This window comes from Myxosarcina sp. GI1 (genome assembly GCF_000756305.1).
Taxonomy (GTDB): Bacteria; Cyanobacteriota; Cyanobacteriia; order Cyanobacteriales; family Xenococcaceae; genus Myxosarcina.
In genome coordinates this window covers 171,628-190,614 of the sequence record NZ_JRFE01000017.1, presented here as the reverse complement: position 1 = coordinate 190,614, position 18,987 = coordinate 171,628, and the positions used below count along the sequence as shown (strand labels likewise).

Here is an 18,987-nt window from a genome sequence, read left to right as displayed (position 1 = left end):
CTACTTTTTACTTTTTACTTTTTTTTACGTCCACCTGCGGAAAAATGCCCCGTCTTCACCTGCATTAATGGTTAACTGTTCGATCGCCTGCATGGCTTCGGCATCTAAAGACTGGTAGTTCTGCGCTACTCTAAAATTAGACTCTAACTGTGCGGGATCTTCGGCAGCAATAATACAGCAATGTACTCCAGGTAGGGAAAGACTGTAGCCCATTGCTTGCTCCATGCCCTTCAGAATGCCAGAAGTTAGTAATCGTCCGTAAGCAGGTACTTTCATAGCAATTACACCAACATTTTTCTCCTGTGCCACTGGTAAGACGGTAGAGGAAAAGGGACGGGGATGATGTACGTCGGCAGCATTGAGAGAAATTAGAGTAGTATCGAAGTCGTAGCGGCGCAAACCTTCGGCAATAATATCTGGTTCGTGATGACCTGTAATTCCCGCAAATTTAATCAATCCCTGCTCTTTTGCTTGTTCTACGGCTTTTATTGCCCCACTGTCGCTAAAAATCTCGTCTAATTCTTCGGTAAAAGAAACGTGGTGGAGTTGCCAGGAATCGAGATAGTCTGTGTTGAGACGTTTGAGCGATCGCTCCAGTTCGCGCCAGGCACTATCATAGTCTCTAGCGTCGGTTTTACTATTAATGTAGATGCGATCGCGATATGGGGGTAAGACTTTGCCATAATGCGCTTCCGACGGACCGTAATTAGCTGCGGTATCGTAATAGCGAATGCCTAATTCTAAAGCTTTTTCAATCAAAGCGATCGCTTCTGGTTCTCGTCCGCTTTGAGATATTGGGGTTTGTCCCGCTCCTCCCAGCCCAAAAATTGGTAGACTAACATTAGTTCTGCCTAATACTCTTTCGGGCATAGTAGAAGTCGTTGGCATCGAGACGGCTCGCTTTTGCTGTTTGGTTAGAGCTTTCGTACCGATAGCTGTTGCTGCTGCTGCACTGCCGATTAGGAAAATGCGTCTATTGGTTTTCTGGCTCATAATAAATTGGTTTTTTTAGATCTTAACGAATATTTTTGTAGTTAATTTTTGATTTTATATGACAGTCATTCACGGTAGTTGGCTTATAGATTGCGAACGAGATTGCTTTTTTGTCTGGGGTGAGACTTGGCGATCGCTGGTTAATATTGATTCTATAAGTGATGCGGAAGGAAGCCTAGTTCACCCTTTTTGTTTGTCCGAAACAGAATTATCGGACTTTTTTACCAAGAATAATTTGTCCTTAGAACGAGTTTTAAACAGCAAACTAAAAGATATTTGGACAACAAAACAAATTGCTATACCTACCGTTACAGGTAAAAGCTCCAAAATGCAGCCAGTATATGCAGATGACAGTACATCGGCAGCTAGCGAATCTAGTTTAGAAAAACAGGTTTGGCAGGTTGAAGGATTTTGTTTGACTCCTTTAGAAGCGATCGCTCTATTACAAATGCTATCGCTTAATTCTTTACAGGCAGATAATAACTATCTATCTGGCGAATTGCAGTATGCAACACATATTTATCGCTGGACTTTAGATTTGATTGTCAGACAAAAGTATTTACCAGGGATAGAACGTGGAACTACAATTAAAAGCGTTTGGCAACCTTTATTAGACAGCGAGACAGATCGGGTGAGATTTGCCAGATTTGTGCGCTTAATGCCCCCTGCTTGTTTGGCTTATGGTAGCCAGGCAGCAATAGAACCGCAAACTTTATTATTGCGATCGCTGTCGGTAATTTTAGATGCCAGACTGCGTACTTGGAGCGATTTTAATGCCAAAGCGACTAAAAATATCTCGATTCAGCCCTGGTTGCGATCGCTTGTCGAATTTCCCAGTACCTTGGAAACCGATCGTAAAAATATTAGTCGCCTCGATACGGCACTGTATAACTGGACGCTACCAATAAATGAATATTTAATAAATAGCCAAAACGATAATTTTGGGCGCGATCGCTATCGGGTTTGTTTGGTGTTGCAGCCACCAGAAGTCACTGAAAAGAATGGCGTACAAAGCGACTGGCAGTTAAATTATTATTTACAAGCGTTAGATCGAGCAGAGTTTAGGGTTAAAGCAGCTACTATTTGGCAATGCGAAGATGATTCTCTAACAGTTAAAGGCAGAACTATCGAAAGCCCTCAAGCTGCACTACTAAAAGGTTTAGGATTGGCAAGCCGTATCTATGCACCAATAAAAGCCAGTTTAGAACAAAGTAATCCGATTAGTTGTCAACTAGATCCGATCCAGGTTTACGAGTTTATTCGTTCTATTGCCTGGCAACTACAAAATAGCGGTTTGGGCATAATTTTACCTCCTGGTTTAGCATCGGGAGACAGCGAACAAAGATTGGGAATCAAAATTACTGCTGGAGTTGCTACCAAAAAAAGAGAACGTTTAAGCTTAGAAAGCTTACTAAAATACAAGCTAGAAATTGCTGTTGGCGATCGCAGCGTTTCCCAACAGGATTTTCAGCGTTTATTAGACCAAAAATCGCCCATAGTTGAAATTGAAGGACAGTGGTTGGCTTTGCAGCCAGCAGATGTCAAAGCGGCACAGGCGGTTTTAAGCGATTCTAACGAGCAGATGAATTTAAGCGTAGAAGATGCTCTGCGTCTATCTACTGGCGATACCAATGTTTTAGCCAAACTGCCCGTAACCAAATTTGAATCTACGGGAATTTTGAAGGAACTCATCAATAATTTAACTGACAACAAAGCGGTAGAACCCGTCAACAACATTAAAGGTTTTAAAGGCGAACTACGACCCTATCAGGCTAAAGGAGTAGGTTGGCTATCTTTTCTCGAAACCTGGGGTTTGGGTGCTTGTTTGGCAGACGACATGGGATTAGGAAAAACCATCGAACTGATTGCTTTTTTACTCAATCTCAAACAGCAGGATATTTTAACCAAACCGACTCTATTAATCTGTCCGACTTCGGTACTTAATAATTGGCAACGAGAAGTTAGAAAATTCGCTCCAGATCTTAAAACAGTAATTCACCATGGAGATAAACGCAGTAAAGGAAAAACCTTTGCTAGAGAAGTAAAAGATAAACAGTTGGTAATTACTAGTTATTCTTTGGTGCATCGAGATCTAAAAACCTTAGAAGCGATCGATTGGCAGGGAGTAGTATTAGACGAGGCTCAAAATATTAAAAATTCTGCTGCCAAACAGTCCCAGGCAGTACGGCAAGTAAAAGCAGGATTTCGCATTGCTTTAACCGGTACTCCCGTTGAAAATCGCTTGTCAGAACTATGGTCGATCTTAGATTTTCTCAATCCTGGTTTTTTGGGCAAACAGACTTTCTTTCAAAAAAGATTTGCCATTCCTATAGAAAAATATGGCGATCGCGATTCTTTAAATACGCTCCGTTCTCTAGTTAGACCGTTTATTTTGCGTCGTCTGAAAACCGATAAAAACATCATTCAAGACTTACCAGAAAAGCAGGAAATGAATGTTTTTTGTGGTCTGTCGGCAGAGCAAGCAGAGCTTTATCAGAAGTTAGTCGATAAATCACTAAACGAAATTGAAGACTCAGAAGGAATCAAACGTAAAGGATTAATTCTTACTTTATTGTTGCGCTTAAAACAGCTATGCAACCATCCAGAGTTAGTCGAAAAAAGTAAGGGCAAAATAAAAATCGATTCTGCTACCTTTGGCAATCGTTCTGGTAAGTTATTGCGTTTAGAAGAAATGTTAGCCGAACTTATTGCTGAAGGCGATCGCGCTTTAATCTTTACTCAATTTTCTGAATGGGGCAAGATGCTAAAACCCTATCTAGAAACCAAACTAAACAGCGAAGTTTTGTTTTTATATGGCGCAACTCGTCGCGAAGCCAGACAGGAAATGGTCGATCGCTTTCAAAACGATCCCAACGGTTCGAGAATTTTTATTTTGTCTTTAAAAGCAGGCGGTACGGGTTTGAATCTAACTAGAGCCAATCATGTCTTTCACGTCGATCGCTGGTGGAATCCCGCCGTAGAAAATCAGGCTACAGATCGGGCATTTCGTATCGGACAAAAACGTAACGTGCAGGTACACAAATTTGTCTGTACTGGTACTTTAGAAGAGAGAATTAATGACATTATTGAAAGTAAAAAAGAACTGGCAGAACAAACTGTAAATGCGGGCGAACAATGGTTGACCAAACTAGATAGCGATCGCCTGCGTAATCTATTATTATTAGACCGCGATGCAATTATTGATGATTAGATTTACTAAGACTGAAAATTTTAGCTAAAATAGAATCTTAGGTATTTTTACTCATTTAAAAAAGCTAATTTTAGTTATAAAGCGATTTATTAACATCGGCTAAATTTAATGAAGCTTTATTAAGTACAAATACTAGAAAGTTCAAAAATAAAAGTCATTTTGTTAAATTTATTACACGCTCGATTAATTATCAATCGAGCTTTAATTAATATTGCTTATTTATAAGAATTTTTAATAAATTTACTTTTTTAACTTCAATATGAAACACTTTCATGATGAATGGCTACAAGAATGGTGCGATAATAATGGTTGGACGGATTTGATCAGCGAACGCCACGATCGCTATTGGGCTTTTCCACCTAACGGAGTAATGCCAGAACCAATTCCCTCTAAAATTTTAATGACAATTAAAAAAGAAAAAGGTTTTACCGATACAGAAAAGCGGTGGGCTACTGCTGCTGTAATTATTAGTATCGTGGCAATTATTGCTAGCTGGGTAATGTCTTGTCCGTTACCAATTATGCCCGCGTTTTGTTTTGATGCGATCGTGTTTGCGCTAATGGAATGCGAAGTATAGTTGATATGAGTAAAACGATGAGCAATGAGCAGTTAGCAATGAACAATGGGAGTTTAACTGCTTATTGTTCATTGTTTATTGGTGAATTGTTATTTGTAGCGCAATAGTCGTTGTAAAATTATCTAGAGTTCGAGAAATCAAACAGAGAATTTAAACGAAATGTGGTAGATTTCTGGTATTTATAGAGCAAGTAGTTTTCATCTGGCGATCGCCTACAAAAACAGATAACTTAACTTTACTATGATTGGATTTGGTAAAAATAGACCAGAAATAGCACAACAAAAATGGCGATTGCAACTAGATCGTTTTGTAGAAGAAAATCAAAAGCAATTGGCGGCTTTAGTTTGGGGTTTACAGCAAGAATGGCAAAACTCAGACAATATTCATATTCTCGGTATCGATCTACAGCCTGAGCCTCACTTTGTAGTTTGCGCTAAAGAAGATATCGAAAAATTAAATCAGAATACTAGAGGGCAAATACAAGAAATTTTAGGCATAATTGACGGCTACCAACCAGAAACTGAAGTTTTGATTTTGGCTATTGGCGAAGGACAAGTAAAACTAATTAACTATCAACCAACGTCAGCACCACCCGATTGTTTTGCGGAAGTAACAGAAGACATCGATCGCCTGATTGAAATATTAGAAGCGGCTTTAGTTGAAATTATTAATTGAAATAGCTATTTGGATAAATAAAGAGAATTAATATTACTGGAAAATAATAACGCGATCGCTTTTTTTATTTAGAAATAAATAGTTTTTAGAAATGCGATCGGTTTAAAGTGCGATTTGACCATAGTATTGTAATTTCAGAATTTTGCTGCTTGCTTATATTTTATAGCGCGATCGCTTAACAAATTGAAGTTTAACTTGCATAGTACGATTCGTTTCTAAGTATTTTTTTAACAGTTATTAAGAAGCTTTATTACTAGCAATCAAATTTCTAATAACAGAAACCAAATTATTAGAAATTTGCATGGTTGCTTGTTCTATGGTATCTTCAATAGCTTCCTCTTATGCTACTGCTTTATCTTCAGTTTAATTCTCGTAACCATTAATAACTCTCTTTACATCGCTCGATCGCAAGTTTCATGATTTTAATATTTAATCCGCTTAATGTATATAATTTATAAATCGAATATTTCAAGATAATCAAGGCAATATTTCTGATATTACTGGCAAAAAGATAGAAAAAATATTTTGTGTAGGAGGAAAAGATGCCAATACAAAAATTTTTAGTTTATTTGTCATTTGGATAAAACTAAGAAAACAAAACTGCTGGCATAGATTTTTTTTAGATGAGGGACTTTGTTTTGTAGAAACATATGACCGCTTTGAAAAAATATATTTAGAAGATATAGAAGATTATCCCGTATTTAATTTAGGAGATCGCTTTCCTTTAAAAGATTTAACTATAATTTCCGCAACAGTTTACCCACTAAATATTGATGGTGTGACATTAGAAATTATTTTGGAAACTAGGTATCAAATGTTATTTTGGTGTGATGATGTTGATTATAAAAGCAATTTATCGCTTGTTTTTACTAACAATTAAATGTAATACTAAATGTATTACATTTTTTCTCTGTGCCTCTGTGTCTCTGCGCGAAATTACTTCATCTTAATTCCCAACACCTGAGTATGTGCGCCTCTGGCTTGAGTTACACCGATGGTTCTTTCCGAAGCTTCAATCATTGGACGACGCAGACTGACGACGATAAACTGTGCTTCCTGCGCCTGTTTTTTCACCATACGCGAAAGCTTTTCTACATTAGCACCGTCGAGGAACATATCCACTTCATCAAAGGCATAGAAAGGAGAGGGACGATATTTTTGCAGGGAGAAGATAAAACCAAGAGCAGTTAAAGATTTTTCTCCCCCAGACATCGAACTCAATCTTTGTACGGGTTTGCCTTTGGGATGGGCGACGAGATTTAAACCGCCATTAAAAGGATCGTTTTCGTCTTCTAGCTGTAAATGTCCGTCACCGTCGGATAGTTCGGCATAAATAATTTTAAAGTTTTCGTTTACGGCATCAAAAGCTTCTTTAAAGGCTCGCAAACGTAAAGTAGTAAACTTTTCGACACGGAGTAATAATTCGGTTCTTTCTGCTTCAATGGTGTCTAGTTTGTCCGACAGTTCCTGTAGTCTGGCTTCGGTTTGTTCGTATTCTTCTAACGCCAGCATATTTACAGGTTCCATTGCTTCGAGGCGTTTGTGTCCGTTACGAATTTGTTTTTGTAATTGTTCTAACTGTTCTGTTAAATTGTTAAAAGCAATTGCCTCTCCTGGTTCGCTTTCGATATCATTTACTAACTGGGGAATTTCTGGAATGGGATTGGGTAGTTCGCGTTCGCGTTCGGCTATTTGATGTTGTAAAGTTTGTATGCTAGTTTGTCTTTCCTTTTGGGTTTCTCTTAGTTTTTCCAATTGCCAAGCTTGCTTTTGATAAGTTTCGCGCCATTCTCTAAGACTTTGCTCGCTGCGATCGCGCTCTTGTTTGGTAGTTCCTAATTTTTCCGATAGCTGTTGCAGTTCGGCTTCAGTGGCAGCTATTTTTTGTTCGATTTCTTTTAGTTCCTCAGCAATATTTGTTTGTTGTTCGTCAATAGTTTCTCGCTCTGTTTGAATATCGGTTATATATTGTTCTGCTGTAGCTACTTTATCAGTAAGTCGCTGCTGGTTATTGGTTAAATCTTGCAGATGACTTTCTGTTTGTCTGAGTTCTATTTCTTGCTGATGTAAATTATCTTCTTGACTTTTAATTAAGGCTCGAACCTGTTGCCATTCGCTTTGAGAATGAGATTCTTCTAACTTAGCTAGCTGTTGTTGATATTGTTGTAATTGAGTTTCTAAATTGGGAATAGTTGCTGCCAAATTTTGTAGACGAGTCTGTAGGTTATCTCTTTCTTGGCGATTTAAATGTAACTGATTTATATATAATTCTCTCTGACCCGTTAGCCGTTTGATTTCTGTTTCTAATTGTTGTTGCCGTAGCTGTTTTTCCCTGATAACTTGTCTAACTTCGGTTAAATTTTCACCGAGATTCTTGACTCGAACTGTTAAATCCGCTATTGTTTGACTATTACCTGATATGATGCGGGATAACTCTGTCAAGCGATCCTTTATTGTTTCGGCTGCATCGCTTTCTTTGGTAGTAGCGTTACCAAAATGCAGGGTAGAACGAGCAGATTTGCTTCCCCCCGTCATCGCGCCACTAGCTTCTAAAAGATCTCCTTCTAAAGTAACGATGCGATATTTTCCTAACTGCGATCGCGCATTGTCAAGGCTGTCATAAACTACGGTATTACCGAAGACGTAAGCAAATATCTTATCGTAGCGAGAGTCACAGCTTACCAAGTTAACTGCCAGATCGATAAATCCTCGACCGAAGCGCATCGTTGCTGTATTGCCCGTATTAGGAGAATTTATTTTATTGAGTGGTAAAAAAGTTGCCCTACCAGCGCGCTGTCTTTTAAGAAGTTCGATTCCTTCTGCGGCAACGCGATCGCTTTCTACAACAATAAAACCCAATCTGCCACCAGCAGCCGTTTCTAAAGCTAATTGGTAACGAGGTTCTACCTGTCCCAACTGCACTACTAGACCATGAACTCCAGACAGGTTAGAGTTTAAAATGATTTTACTGGCGTAAGTTCCCTGTATTTCTTGCTGCGCCTGTTTGGTTGCTTCTAATTTATCTAAAGCACGCTGTTTATCTCGCTGTTCGTTTAAGAGACGCTGTTGGGTTTCTTCAAGAACGCTGCGATCGCTTTCCGCATCCGATAGCTGTTGAGCGAGTTCTGCTATCTCTGCCGTTGCCTCTTTTACCTGACTTGATAAGGCTGTAAAGTCGGCTTGTTTGCTAGCAAGTTCGCTTTCGGTAGTTTCCAGCGACGCGCTTTGCTGGCTAATACTAGTTTCTAATTGACTCAGCTTTTCACTAATTCTAGCTTGTTCGGTACGCTGGGGGTTGAGAGTATTTTGAATTGCCGTAACTTCACGGGTGAGACTCGCCTGTTCTTGTACCCAAGCCTCAGAAGCTGCCGCGATCGCATCGGCATTTTCTTTAGTTTTAGCTACGGTTTCTTTAGCTTCGTCTACTTGCTGAGTAAGTTCGGGAAGGCGATCGCTTAATTTATTTTTCTCGTTAGCAAGTTGACTTATTTCTCGTCGATGCTCTTCTAAACATTGTTGTGTTTGTACCAGAGATAATTGTTTTTGCTGACTGGTGTTAGTCAACTCGCTTTGTTGTTGCTGTAGCTGATGGCGTTTGGCTTTATGAGTTGCCAACTCAGAGGCTACCGATAGCTGTTCGTCTTCTCCTAAAGCCTTTACTTTAGCGTTTAGTTCTTCTAACTGGACTGTTTTTTCTTTTATGTCGGTGTTGAGTTTTTCTAACTCTGTAGTCAGTCTTACTGTCGTGTTTTCTCCCTTACTAAAAGCCGCTTGTAACTCTTGCTGCTGTTGCTGGAGCGATCGCCAGACTAAAACTATCTCTTGCTGTTGCTTTTCCTGTATTTTCTCTTTTAACTTGCGGTATTTTTCAGCCTTTACCCGATCCGCTGCCAAGCGATCGCGATTTGCTACCAGTTCCTGAGCAATAATCTGACATTTTTCGGCTTTTTCTCGGACTTTATCAAGTGTATTGCGCGTTTGCTGAATTTTGCGATCGAATGCTGCCACTCCCGCCAGTTCGTCAATAATTTCCCTTCTCTCTCGCGAATTCATAGTAATGATACGCGTAACGTCACCTTGCAGCACGACATTGTATCCTTCGGGATAAATTCTTAATTTTTCTAGCTGTTCGTGTACTTCAGTCGCCGTCGCTACCGCATCGTTGATATAGAAGGTGGAAGAGTAATTGCCGTTTTTACCCACTCGCAAGCGTCTAGTTACTTTCCACTCCCAAACACCGTTATTAGAAATTGCTACTACTTTATTACTGTCTTTGGTTTCCCTTACTTCTGATGTCTCTGTTTTCAGTTCGCTCTCAGCTTCATAATGATGACCGTTACCGTTACCGTTATTTTCTACAGCTTTTAACTCTTCTGAAGATACGAGAGTTACTTCTGAAGCAGCAGCAACTGTATCTGATAAATCTCCTAAATCTGACAGATCGAAAGTAACCGAAACTACGGTTTCCGTCCCTTTACTATTTCCATTGCTACTATATTTATGATTGATCAAATCTGGCAGGCGATCGGCACGCATTCCTTTAGAACTAGCCAAACCCAGACAAAATAGCAGCGCGTCTAAAATATTAGATTTTCCCGAACCATTTGGTCCCGAAACCACCGTAAAACCAGGCAGTATCGGTATTTTTGTCGTACCGCCAAAAGATTTAAAATGGGATAGTTCAACGCGCTTGATATGAACCATGTACTAGATTTTATCTCAGTAGTGGATGTATAGAGTATTAATATACTAATTGACAGACAGAGTATCGCAAACACTACTGGTTTTTACACACTTTTAGCTGTTTTGTGTAGATAAACTCAGTTTTCTTAACAGTTAGTTACATAAGGCTAGATTCGGCAAACCAAGAACAATGCTTGAGATGACCTTAACCTATTCAAGTGGTTTTTTTAGGAGGTTTTTCCACCTATAGAATAATATCCAATAAGTTTACGTACAATAAATAGCTATACGTCTTACTGTTGATGTGACATGAAGTTACATATCCTCAGTGATTTGCACAATGAATTTGAATTATTTCATCCTCCTCAGACAGATGCGGATGTAGTCATTCTTGCGGGAGATATTCATGTCGGCAAAAAGGGAATTGCCTGGGCTATAACAAACTTTCCAGATAAACCAGTAATTTATGTGCTTGGTAATCATGAGTACTATGGCAGAGCATTTCCCAAACATATCAATGACCTAAAGCAACTAGCCGCAAAGACAAACATCCATGTTTTGGAAAATGATAGCTTGGTTGTTGGAGAAGTTACATTTTTGGGGTGTACGCTGTGGACAAACTTTAAGCTGTTTGGCGATCCTAAGATTGCTGGCTATCAAGCGACACAAGTGATGACAGACTATCGAAAAATTCGTGTCAGCCCACAGTATCGCAAGCTTCGATCACTAGATACTGCTATTATTCACAGAAAATCATTAATGTGGCTGCATGAGCAGACAACAAATCTGAGAGAAAATCGAAAAAAAGTCGTTGTAATTACACATCATGCACCTAGTAAGCGATCGGTTTCGGAACGCGATCGAGACGACATTTTGAGTGCAGCCTATGCTTCACACCTTGATGCTTTTGTAAACAAATCTGCTATTAATGTTTGGGTTCATGGTCATATTCATTCACAGCAAAACTATATAATTGGCAACACAAGGGTAGTTTGTAATCCTAGAGGATACCCTGATGAGCGCAACAAACATTTCATTCCTAACCTTATAGTCAATGTATAAATACGTTTGTAAATAAAATGATAGTAAAAAAAAATGCGAGCTTATTAAATTAAAAGATTTATAAAAGACTCGTTGTGGGCGATTACGCTTTGTACAGCTTTCAAATCGCCAAATACCTCAATTATTTATATTTATAATAATTGAGAGCAATCGCCTTTATCGTATCCCACAATTTACTTTTGTACGTAAATTACGACAAAATACTGTGTAAACAACAATTATGGGTCGCCTGGGATTCGAACCCAGAACCAATCGGTTAAAAGCCGAGTACTCTACCGTTGAGCTAGCGACCCTCGAACAAATAGCGTTTTGTTCGCACGGTTATTAAATTTAACATAGATTTTGAAAAAAATCGAGCAAAATCTTACAAAGAACTGCAAACCAACTTTAAAACAGACTCGAACGTACTTCCAGGTTCGATGTAGGTTAGCCGATCTTTTGTGTTTAAAGCGTTACGCGGTGCGCTCCAGGGTTCGAGGCAAATATAATCTTTGCCTTTTACAGTCCAAAAAACCAAAGTATTGTAAAAGCGATCGCAGTCAATAACTATCTGTCTATTTGTCGAGCGATCGCGCCATGTTGCTGACTGTCTATGAAGCGAAGTAAATGCCACATCAATTTCTTCTCGTTTAAAATCAAAATTACCATCAAAAGCATGAGTTTCTTGACTTTCTTTTTCTGTGTAGCGATCGCTAGGAATATCAAATTCTAAACGCTCTTTGTCCGTCACTGCGAAATAAGGATGAAAACCAGCCGAAAACGGCATTACTTCTTGAGACTTGTTGGTATATTGCTGGAGTATTGTCAAACTATTACCCTGTAGCTGATAGGTAAAAACTAGTTCAAATTCAAACGGATAAACAGCGAGAGTCTTATCGTTACTACTCAAAGCGATAGTAATACTTGCACAATCATTAGTTTTAGTTGCTGTTACTTGCCAGGGTAGATCGCGAGCAAATCCATGTTGTTTTAGTTTGTATTCTCGTCCCTGGTAAGTGTAAGTGTCATTTATTAAATTGCCACAAATTGGAAACAGTATGGGATTGCCACCACGTACGCTTTGTTCTCGATTGGCAAATCTCTGTGTATCCAAATAAAAAATTTCTCCATCGCGATCGCGCCAGCGAGAAATAATTCCCCCTCTTTCTGGTACTACCTCTATTTCCGAGCCTGCCGATTTATCTTTAAGAATAAAAGTTTCGTACTGTTTTTGTTCTTTTGCAACTTCAAACATAATTTTTTAATTTTCACTCTGTAAATTACTTTCAATTTAAAAGCATTTCAGAGCTTTTGCCTTAGCTTTAACTGCGCTTTGTAAAGCAGGTGATAGCCAAGAATAATACTGTTGATACACTGGCAAACGAGGTTTTAGCTGCCAGCCAGCAGGCTCTAAAATTTTCTCAAGGTAATCTTTTGTAGGATGGGGATAGTCTGGATTAACTTCATCTTTCGGACTTATTCCTCCTAAATCTGTTGCTCCTGCTGCCAAACAATCCCAGAAAAATTGAGGCGTAACTAAATTTGGTGGTATTTGAATGGCTATACTATCAGGTAGAATTGCGCGAGCTTGAGCGATCGTTTCCACCAATAAGTGAGGAGTAAAACTGGGAGCATTTAGTTGTTGTCTGCTTCCTACACTATGAGGTTGCAAAATAACTTCCTGAATGTTGCCCCATTTTCGATGGATATTGGCGATCGCCTCTAAAGTTTCTTGGCGGTCTGCTTTAGTTTCGCCAATTCCCAATAGCAAACCTGTAGTGAAAGGAATTTTTAGTTTTCCTGCCCATTCTAACTGCTGTAAGCGCAGTTCTGGTTTTTTACTTGGTGCTTGCCGATGTACGGTGGTCAGAAATTTAGGGTTTAACTGTTCTAACATCAAACCCAATGAAACATTAACTTGTTTCAATTGCTTCATTTCTTGCCAACTCAATGGACCGACATTGGTATGTGGCAGAAAATCCATTGATAGTGCTAACTCACATAACTGATAGATTCTCTCAAACCAGGAAGCTCTTCGAGAAGAAGCTGGATGAACTTCGCCACTAAGAACCAATATTTCAGCTATTTGTGTAGATGGTAGATTTTTTAGCTTATTTTTTGCTGCTGAAATAGTTAACCAGATATCTTTTCCAATATCTACTCTGAAATTGCAGTAGCTACAGCGATTAAAACATTCATATGTAGGAACTAATGTATAAGCGGGGCTATAAGTAACGACCTTATTCATATTTTTAAAGATAAGTTTTATTAATAAGTTGCATTAGACAATATTTAGTTAAAATACTTTACAAAACTAAAGATAATCACTAATATTAAGATATCGAAGAATTTTATTCACTTCGATAATTGTATAAATTACAAAGGAATTATAAACACACATGACAACTACACTAAGAACTCGCGAAAATCGCAGTGCTTGGGAGAACTTTTGTCAGTGGGTAACCAGCACCAACAACCGCATTTATATCGGTTGGTTCGGTGTCCTAATGATCCCCACACTCCTAGCAGCAACCACCTGTTTCCTAATCGCCTTCGTCGCAGCACCGCCTGTAGACATCGACGGCATTAGAGAACCAGTAGCAGGTTCATTACTGTACGGTAACAATATCGTATCGGGAGCAGTAGTACCAAGCTCAAACGCAATTGGACTACACTTCTATCCCATCTGGGAAGCAGCCTCATTAGATGAGTGGCTGTACAACGGTGGTCCTTATCAGCTAATCGTCTTCCACTTCCTAATCGGAGTCTTCTCCTACTTAGGACGTCAGTGGGAACTATCCTACAGACTAGGAATGCGACCCTGGATCTGCGTAGCCTATTCAGCACCAGTATCGGCTGCCACAGCAGTATTCCTAATCTATCCTTTAGGACAAGGAAGCTTTTCTGACGGAATGCCATTAGGTATTTCTGGTACGTTTAACTTCATGTTCGTGTTCCAAGCCGAACACAACATTCTGATGCACCCCTTCCACATGTTAGGTGTAGCAGGCGTATTCGGTGGAGCATTATTCTCTGCCATGCACGGTAGTTTGGTAACCTCTTCTTTGGTAAGAGAAACAACCGAAACCGAGTCACAGAACTACGGTTACAAATTCGGACAAGAAGAAGAAACCTACAACATCGTAGCCGCACACGGTTATTTTGGTCGCTTGATTTTCCAATATGCGTCTTTCAACAATAGCCGCAGTTTACACTTCTTCTTAGGAGCGTGGCCTGTAATCGGTATTTGGTTCACCGCAATGGGAATCAGTACGATGGCGTTCAACTTGAACGGTTTCAACTTCAACCAGTCGGTAATGGATTCTCAAGGAAGAGTTGTAAACACTTGGGCAGACGTACTCAACAGAGCCAACCTTGGTTTTGAGGTAATGCACGAGCGTAATGCACACAACTTCCCCTTAGACCTTGCTAGTGCCGAAGCTACTCCTGTAGCAATGAACGCACCTGCGATTGAAGGCTAAACACCAAACAACTGAATAACTAGAATAACTAAATAAAAAAATGCTCTCCACGAAAGTGGGGGGCGTTTTTTATTTCAAGCTCTCATCATGACTGGTAGAAAATATCTAATAGAGAACGACAAATTAATGGCTGAGACATATACTATGATTAACAAGATTTTGTTAGTTATCTAAAAACTCATTGATTAAGCCGAAACAATCAAAAAAATAATTACGATCTGCACCGAAAAACTAATGGACACAAAACTAATACCGATTATTTTGGCAGGTGGCAAAGGAGAACGTTTTTGGCCTGTTAGCCGCCTTAAAAAACCCAAACAACTATTATGTCTCGATGGTAGCGATCGCAGTTTATTGCAGGCTACAGCTAATCGTCTGTTAGATTTGGCAGGTGGCTGGTCTAATCTTTGGGTTATTACCTCAGCAGTCGTTGCAGATGGTGTAAGAGCGCAACTACCAGATTTACCAGAGTCTAATATTTTAGTAGAGCCAGAGGGTAAAGATACAGCACCTGCGGTAGCTTGGGCAACTTTAGAAGTTACTAAGCAACAAGGAGAAGACGCAGTTTTAGGATTTTTTCCTGCCGATCATTGGATTGGAGACGAAAAAGCGTACCAACAAACATTAGAAGCAGCAATCTCTCAAGCTCAAAATGAAGCAGCGATTGTTACTTTAGGCATTAAGCCAGATCGTCCTTCTACTGGATATGGTTACATCAAACAGGGACAGGAAGTAAGCAACTTTAACAATTTACCAGTGTATAAAGTAAACCGCTTTACTGAAAAACCCGATCGCCAAACCGCCAAGTCTTTTATCGATACGGGCGAATACAGTTGGAACAGTGGCATGTTTATTTTTAAAGCTGGCGTAGTCTTAAATGAGTTAAAAACCTATGCTCCCGAAATAATCAAACCTCTAATCGAACGAGGTAAAGATGCTTATGGACAATTAAAAAAAGAAAGTATCGACTATGCTTTGATGGAAAAAACCAAGCTAGCTTACGTTTTACCAGCTAACTTCGGTTGGGACGATTTGGGCGACTGGAATGGTGTAGAACGTTTGTTAAAAGGCGATCGCGAAAATGTAGAATTAGCAACGCACATTGGCAAAGACACCAAAAATACAATTATTTATAGCAGTAACGATAGTGAGTTAATTGTCACTATTGGACTGACAGATGTAGCAATTGTACGCGACGGCGATGTTACGCTTGTAGTTAATAAAAACCGTACTCAAGAAATCAAACAAATAGTTAAATCGTTACAAAAAGAACCTAAGTTTCATCGTCTACTTTAGTCTGGCTGTATAACAGTTATAACGTTATTTTTGGCGATCGCTTTAAACATCAGTTAAAATGCCGACTTCATTAGTCACTAGCGAATGAACCACAAAAGGGAAACCAGCACCAGACAATCCTTGTTTTATGCGATCGCTAGTAGCCTCAAAAATCACAAATAAAGGTCGAACCTGTCCTGCGGCTTCGCTAAACATATGTTGTTTATTTGCGGGCATCAGCCATTCATAATCACGGTCTAAATAAACTTGAGTTTGTCGCCAGCGATCGATTAAATCGGAAAAATCTTCTTCTGGACGATGAATAAAAATCAAAATTTCTGTATCCAGTTTAATTTGCCATTGAGGATCGCAGGTCAAAATTCCCAAATCGCATGGCAGTCTGGTAGCCCGCGTTTCAATTTTAGGTTTTAATGGATCCAACTGTAAATCCGAGCGACGAATGCGGACTATAGGTAAAGGAATGGTAATTAAACTTTGTTCTGGTTGGTGAATGCTCGGTAGCATTTCAAAATAAGGACTATACTGTCTGAGTAGTGCGATCGCTCCTAGAGAGCTACAATACTCAGCCAGTAAAGTTTCGTAATCGGATTTTGTTACGCTCATTGGGAAAAAACTTAGAAATTAACCTAACTGGTCGAAGATAGAGAACATAGGTAGATACATCGAAAGTAAAATCGTACCTACCATTAAGGCGATACCGACCATCATGATTGGCTCGATCATACTAGTTAAAGCTTTAACTGCCTGCTCGACTTCATCTTCATAAAAATCGGCAACTTTTTCCATCATGCTGTCGAGTTCTCCAGTTTCTTCCCCAATACTGATCATTTGAATTGCTAAAGGCGGAAAAACATTTTCTTTTTGAATTGCCAGAGAAATCATCCCCCCCTGCTGAATATCATTCTTGGCTGCCTGTACGGCATTAACGATTACCTGATTGCCAATAGTGTTGCAAACGATATCAAAACAGTTGAGGACTGGTACTCCCGAGCGAGTAAGCGTACCAAAAACTCTACAAAAGCGAGATACAGCAATTTTTTGATTCAGATCGCCGAATAAAGGCATTTTAAGTGCTAAAGTATCTATCTGCAACTTTCCCATAGGAGTTTTGTAATAGTTACGGAATAAAAATCCTCCTATCATAAATACTGCTACGGGGATAATTGCCTTCCAACTTCGCAAGGTAGCACTAAGAAAAAGCATAAATTTAGTTAAAGCTGGCAGTTCGGCACCTAACTGCTCGAAAATACCTGCAAAAACAGGGATTAGAAAGATCGTCATTCCTAAAAAAGCGACAACGGCAAAAATACCAACTGTAACGGGATAAGCCATTGCTGATTTAATTTGGTTTTGCAGTTTTGCCATGTCTTCTAACAGTTTAGAAAGACGCATTAGTACTTCATCTAGTACCCCACCAGCTTCTCCAGCCTCAACCATATACACATAGAGATCGTCAAAACACTGTGGATGTTTGCTCATGGAGTCTGAAAGACTCGTACCTTGCTGTACTTCAGCACTAATTGCCAGCAGAGCTTTTTTGAGTTTGATGTTGGGAGCCTGATCCGAGAGAATTCCCAAAGCTCGAATAATAGCAACACCAGCATTCACCATCACTGAAAATTGCCGCGAGAATACTGCTTTATCTTTGACCGTAACTTTTGCCAAAGCCATCTCGATCTGAGACAGATCGAAATCAAAAGCAGATTTATCAATTTTACCAATCGCTACATAACGATTCTGCAAAATACTACGAGCCTGTTCGGGAGAAGCAGCCTCTACTTTCTCTGAAAGAATTTTTCCCGAATGGTCTTTAACTTTGGCTACATATATAGGCATACAAATATATTTAAATTTTTAATTTTAGATGTATCGAAAAAAAAATCGAGTTTAACGTCTTCTGGCTGTAGTAGCTTTAGTACTAGTTGTAATTCCCATACCACTGCCTGCAACTAGACGCTGTAGTTCGTCTGGTTTTGCACTTTTTGCCAGTCCTTCTTCTATAGAAATCGTGCCAGATTTAACTAAGTTAGCTAGAGCTTGTTCCATCGTTTGCATGTCCATTTTGGCTCCAGTTTGAATTGCCGAATAGACCTGAGAAGCTTTACCTTCACGGATTAAGTTGGCAATTGCAGGAGTAACTACCATAATCTCCTGTGCCATCGCCCGACCAAATTCCCCAGGTTTGGGATTGTGCTTTTTGACTAAATTTTGACTAAACACAGCAATTAAAGAATTAGACAACATCGCTCTAATCTGAGCTTGCTGTCCCGACGGAAATACATCGATCATCCTGTCTACCGTACCTGCTGCCGAATTGGTATGTAACGTCCCAAAAACTAAGTGACCCGTTTCCGCTGCCGAAATTGCCAGAGAAATAGTTTCCATATCCCGCATTTCTCCTACCAGGATAATATCTGGGTCTTCCCTCAGTGCGGCTTTGAGTGCATTGGCAAAACTTTTGGTATCTTCGTTTTTTTGTCGTTGATGAAACAAACTCTTAATATTAGGAAAGACATATTCAATAGGGTCTTCTACAGTTAGAATATGCTCGGCTCGCGTGCGGTTAATCAGATCCAGCATTGCTGCTAGAGTAGTAGTTTTACCAGAACCAGTAGGTCCCGTCACCAACACTAAACCCCTGGGTCTTTGAGTCATGTTACGCACTACATCAGGCAACCCTAATTGATCGAAATTAGGAATTTTAGAAGATAAAGCCCGCAAACAAGCTGCATAGCAACCCCTCTCCTTGTAGACATTGACCCGAAACCTCGCTAAACCCTTAACACCGTAGGAACAGTCTAATTCCCAGTTCTGCTCTAATTCTTTTCTCTGATTGTTATTAAGCATACTAAAAATTAGTTTTTGACATTCTTGCGGATTGAGTTCTTCTCCGACAGGAGTTAATTTACCGCTAATGCGAAAATATATTGGCGCGCTGGCTTGAATGTGCATATCAGAGCCACCCATTTCTACCAGTTGTTCCATATAGTCTTCGATCATTAAATCCATAATTCTTTCCTCATTAAAAG

At 39.5% G+C, this 18,987-nt stretch carries 13 protein-coding genes and 1 tRNA gene; 6 read left to right on the top strand and 8 right to left on the bottom strand.

The window, feature by feature from the left end:
- Positions 1-24: 24 nt before the first annotated feature.
- Entirely contained in the window at positions 25-993 is a 969-nt protein-coding gene (locus KV40_RS13695) for an aldo/keto reductase (RefSeq protein WP_036482348.1), read from the bottom strand.
- Between the two features lie 58 nt (positions 994-1,051).
- On the opposite strand from KV40_RS13695, the gene KV40_RS13690 reads away from it, so the two are divergent.
- The 3 genes from KV40_RS13690 to KV40_RS13680 all read left to right on the top strand — a co-directional run bounded on the left by KV40_RS13690 (position 1,052) and on the right by KV40_RS13680 (position 5,456).
- The gene (locus KV40_RS13690) at positions 1,052-4,204 is read left to right on the top strand and encodes a DEAD/DEAH box helicase (RefSeq protein ID WP_036482345.1); all 3,153 of its coding nucleotides are present in this window, start codon (positions 1,052-1,054) and stop codon (positions 4,202-4,204) included.
- 259 nt (positions 4,205-4,463) lie between these two features.
- The gene (locus tag KV40_RS13685; protein WP_036482342.1) at positions 4,464-4,781 is read left to right on the top strand and encodes a hypothetical protein; all 318 of its coding nucleotides are present in this window, start codon (positions 4,464-4,466) and stop codon (positions 4,779-4,781) included.
- Between the two features lie 240 nt (positions 4,782-5,021).
- Positions 5,022-5,456, top strand: coding sequence for a hypothetical protein (locus KV40_RS13680; protein ID WP_036482339.1), 435 nt, complete (start codon positions 5,022-5,024; stop codon positions 5,454-5,456).
- A 936-nt stretch (positions 5,457-6,392) separates the two neighbouring features.
- Here the strand turns inward: KV40_RS13680 and smc are convergent.
- Positions 6,393-10,160 carry a chromosome segregation protein SMC gene (smc, locus tag KV40_RS13675; RefSeq protein ID WP_036482336.1) on the bottom strand — a complete coding sequence of 1,256 codons (3,768 nt, stop codon included), beginning with the start codon at positions 10,158-10,160 and terminating at the stop codon, positions 6,393-6,395.
- A 288-nt stretch (positions 10,161-10,448) separates the two neighbouring features.
- Here smc and KV40_RS13670 point away from each other — a divergent pair, with 288 nt between their 5' ends.
- Positions 10,449-11,201 (top strand): metallophosphoesterase, encoded by a 753-nt coding sequence (locus KV40_RS13670; protein ID WP_036482333.1) that lies wholly within the window; start codon positions 10,449-10,451, stop codon positions 11,199-11,201.
- Between the two features lie 221 nt (positions 11,202-11,422).
- On the opposite strand, the gene KV40_RS13665 is transcribed toward KV40_RS13670, so the two are convergent.
- From KV40_RS13665 to cofG, 3 genes are all read right to left on the bottom strand, one after another.
- Positions 11,423-11,494: transfer RNA gene (locus tag KV40_RS13665), tRNA-Lys, on the bottom strand.
- Positions 11,495-11,565: 71 nt separating this feature from the next.
- Positions 11,566-12,435 carry an aldose epimerase gene (locus KV40_RS13660; protein WP_036482329.1) on the bottom strand — a complete coding sequence of 290 codons (870 nt, stop codon included), beginning with the start codon at positions 12,433-12,435 and terminating at the stop codon, positions 11,566-11,568.
- A gap of 36 nt (positions 12,436-12,471) precedes the next feature.
- Positions 12,472-13,428 (bottom strand): 7,8-didemethyl-8-hydroxy-5-deazariboflavin synthase subunit CofG, encoded by a 957-nt coding sequence (gene cofG / locus KV40_RS13655; protein WP_036482325.1) that lies wholly within the window; start codon positions 13,426-13,428, stop codon positions 12,472-12,474.
- Positions 13,429-13,579: 151 nt separating this feature from the next.
- Here cofG and psbA point away from each other — a divergent pair, with 151 nt between their 5' ends.
- The gene (psbA, locus tag KV40_RS13650) at positions 13,580-14,662 is read left to right on the top strand and encodes a photosystem II q(b) protein (RefSeq protein WP_036482322.1); all 1,083 of its coding nucleotides are present in this window, start codon (positions 13,580-13,582) and stop codon (positions 14,660-14,662) included.
- 234 nt (positions 14,663-14,896) lie between these two features.
- Positions 14,897-15,958, top strand: coding sequence for a mannose-1-phosphate guanylyltransferase (locus KV40_RS13645; RefSeq protein ID WP_036482319.1), 1,062 nt, complete (start codon positions 14,897-14,899; stop codon positions 15,956-15,958).
- A 42-nt stretch (positions 15,959-16,000) separates the two neighbouring features.
- Here KV40_RS13645 and KV40_RS13640 read toward each other — a convergent pair whose 3' ends face one another.
- The 3 genes from KV40_RS13640 to KV40_RS13630 are packed head-to-tail and all read right to left on the bottom strand — an operon-like array spanning position 16,001 to position 18,967.
- On the bottom strand, positions 16,001-16,561 hold the full coding sequence (locus KV40_RS13640; protein ID WP_036482316.1) for a hypothetical protein: 561 nt from the start codon (positions 16,559-16,561) through the stop codon (positions 16,001-16,003).
- Between the two features lie 18 nt (positions 16,562-16,579).
- On the bottom strand, positions 16,580-17,794 hold the full coding sequence (locus KV40_RS13635; protein WP_036482314.1) for a type II secretion system F family protein: 1,215 nt from the start codon (positions 17,792-17,794) through the stop codon (positions 16,580-16,582).
- A gap of 51 nt (positions 17,795-17,845) precedes the next feature.
- Positions 17,846-18,967 (bottom strand): type IV pilus twitching motility protein PilT, encoded by a 1,122-nt coding sequence (locus tag KV40_RS13630; protein ID WP_036482313.1) that lies wholly within the window; start codon positions 18,965-18,967, stop codon positions 17,846-17,848.
- Positions 18,968-18,987 lie beyond the last annotated feature (20 nt).

Excerpts from the sequence above, each read along its gene's own strand:
- KV40_RS13695 (WP_036482348.1), bottom strand. The coding sequence starts at position 993 with ATGAGCCAGAAAACCAATAGACGCATTTTCCTAATCGGCAGTGCAGCA.
- KV40_RS13690 (WP_036482345.1), top strand. The coding sequence starts at position 1,052 with ATGACAGTCATTCACGGTAGTTGGCTTATAGATTGCGAACGAGATTGC.
- KV40_RS13685 (WP_036482342.1), top strand. The coding sequence starts at position 4,464 with ATGAAACACTTTCATGATGAATGGCTACAAGAATGGTGCGATAATAAT.
- KV40_RS13680 (WP_036482339.1), top strand. The coding sequence starts at position 5,022 with ATGATTGGATTTGGTAAAAATAGACCAGAAATAGCACAACAAAAATGG.
- smc (WP_036482336.1), bottom strand. The coding sequence starts at position 10,160 with ATGGTTCATATCAAGCGCGTTGAACTATCCCATTTTAAATCTTTTGGC.
- KV40_RS13670 (WP_036482333.1), top strand. The coding sequence starts at position 10,449 with ATGAAGTTACATATCCTCAGTGATTTGCACAATGAATTTGAATTATTT.
- KV40_RS13660 (WP_036482329.1), bottom strand. The coding sequence starts at position 12,435 with ATGTTTGAAGTTGCAAAAGAACAAAAACAGTACGAAACTTTTATTCTT.
- cofG (WP_036482325.1), bottom strand. The coding sequence starts at position 13,428 with ATGAATAAGGTCGTTACTTATAGCCCCGCTTATACATTAGTTCCTACA.
- psbA (WP_036482322.1), top strand. The coding sequence starts at position 13,580 with ATGACAACTACACTAAGAACTCGCGAAAATCGCAGTGCTTGGGAGAAC.
- KV40_RS13645 (WP_036482319.1), top strand. The coding sequence starts at position 14,897 with ATGGACACAAAACTAATACCGATTATTTTGGCAGGTGGCAAAGGAGAA.
- KV40_RS13640 (WP_036482316.1), bottom strand. The coding sequence starts at position 16,561 with ATGAGCGTAACAAAATCCGATTACGAAACTTTACTGGCTGAGTATTGT.
- KV40_RS13635 (WP_036482314.1), bottom strand. The coding sequence starts at position 17,794 with ATGCCTATATATGTAGCCAAAGTTAAAGACCATTCGGGAAAAATTCTT.
- KV40_RS13630 (WP_036482313.1), bottom strand. The coding sequence starts at position 18,967 with ATGGATTTAATGATCGAAGACTATATGGAACAACTGGTAGAAATGGGT.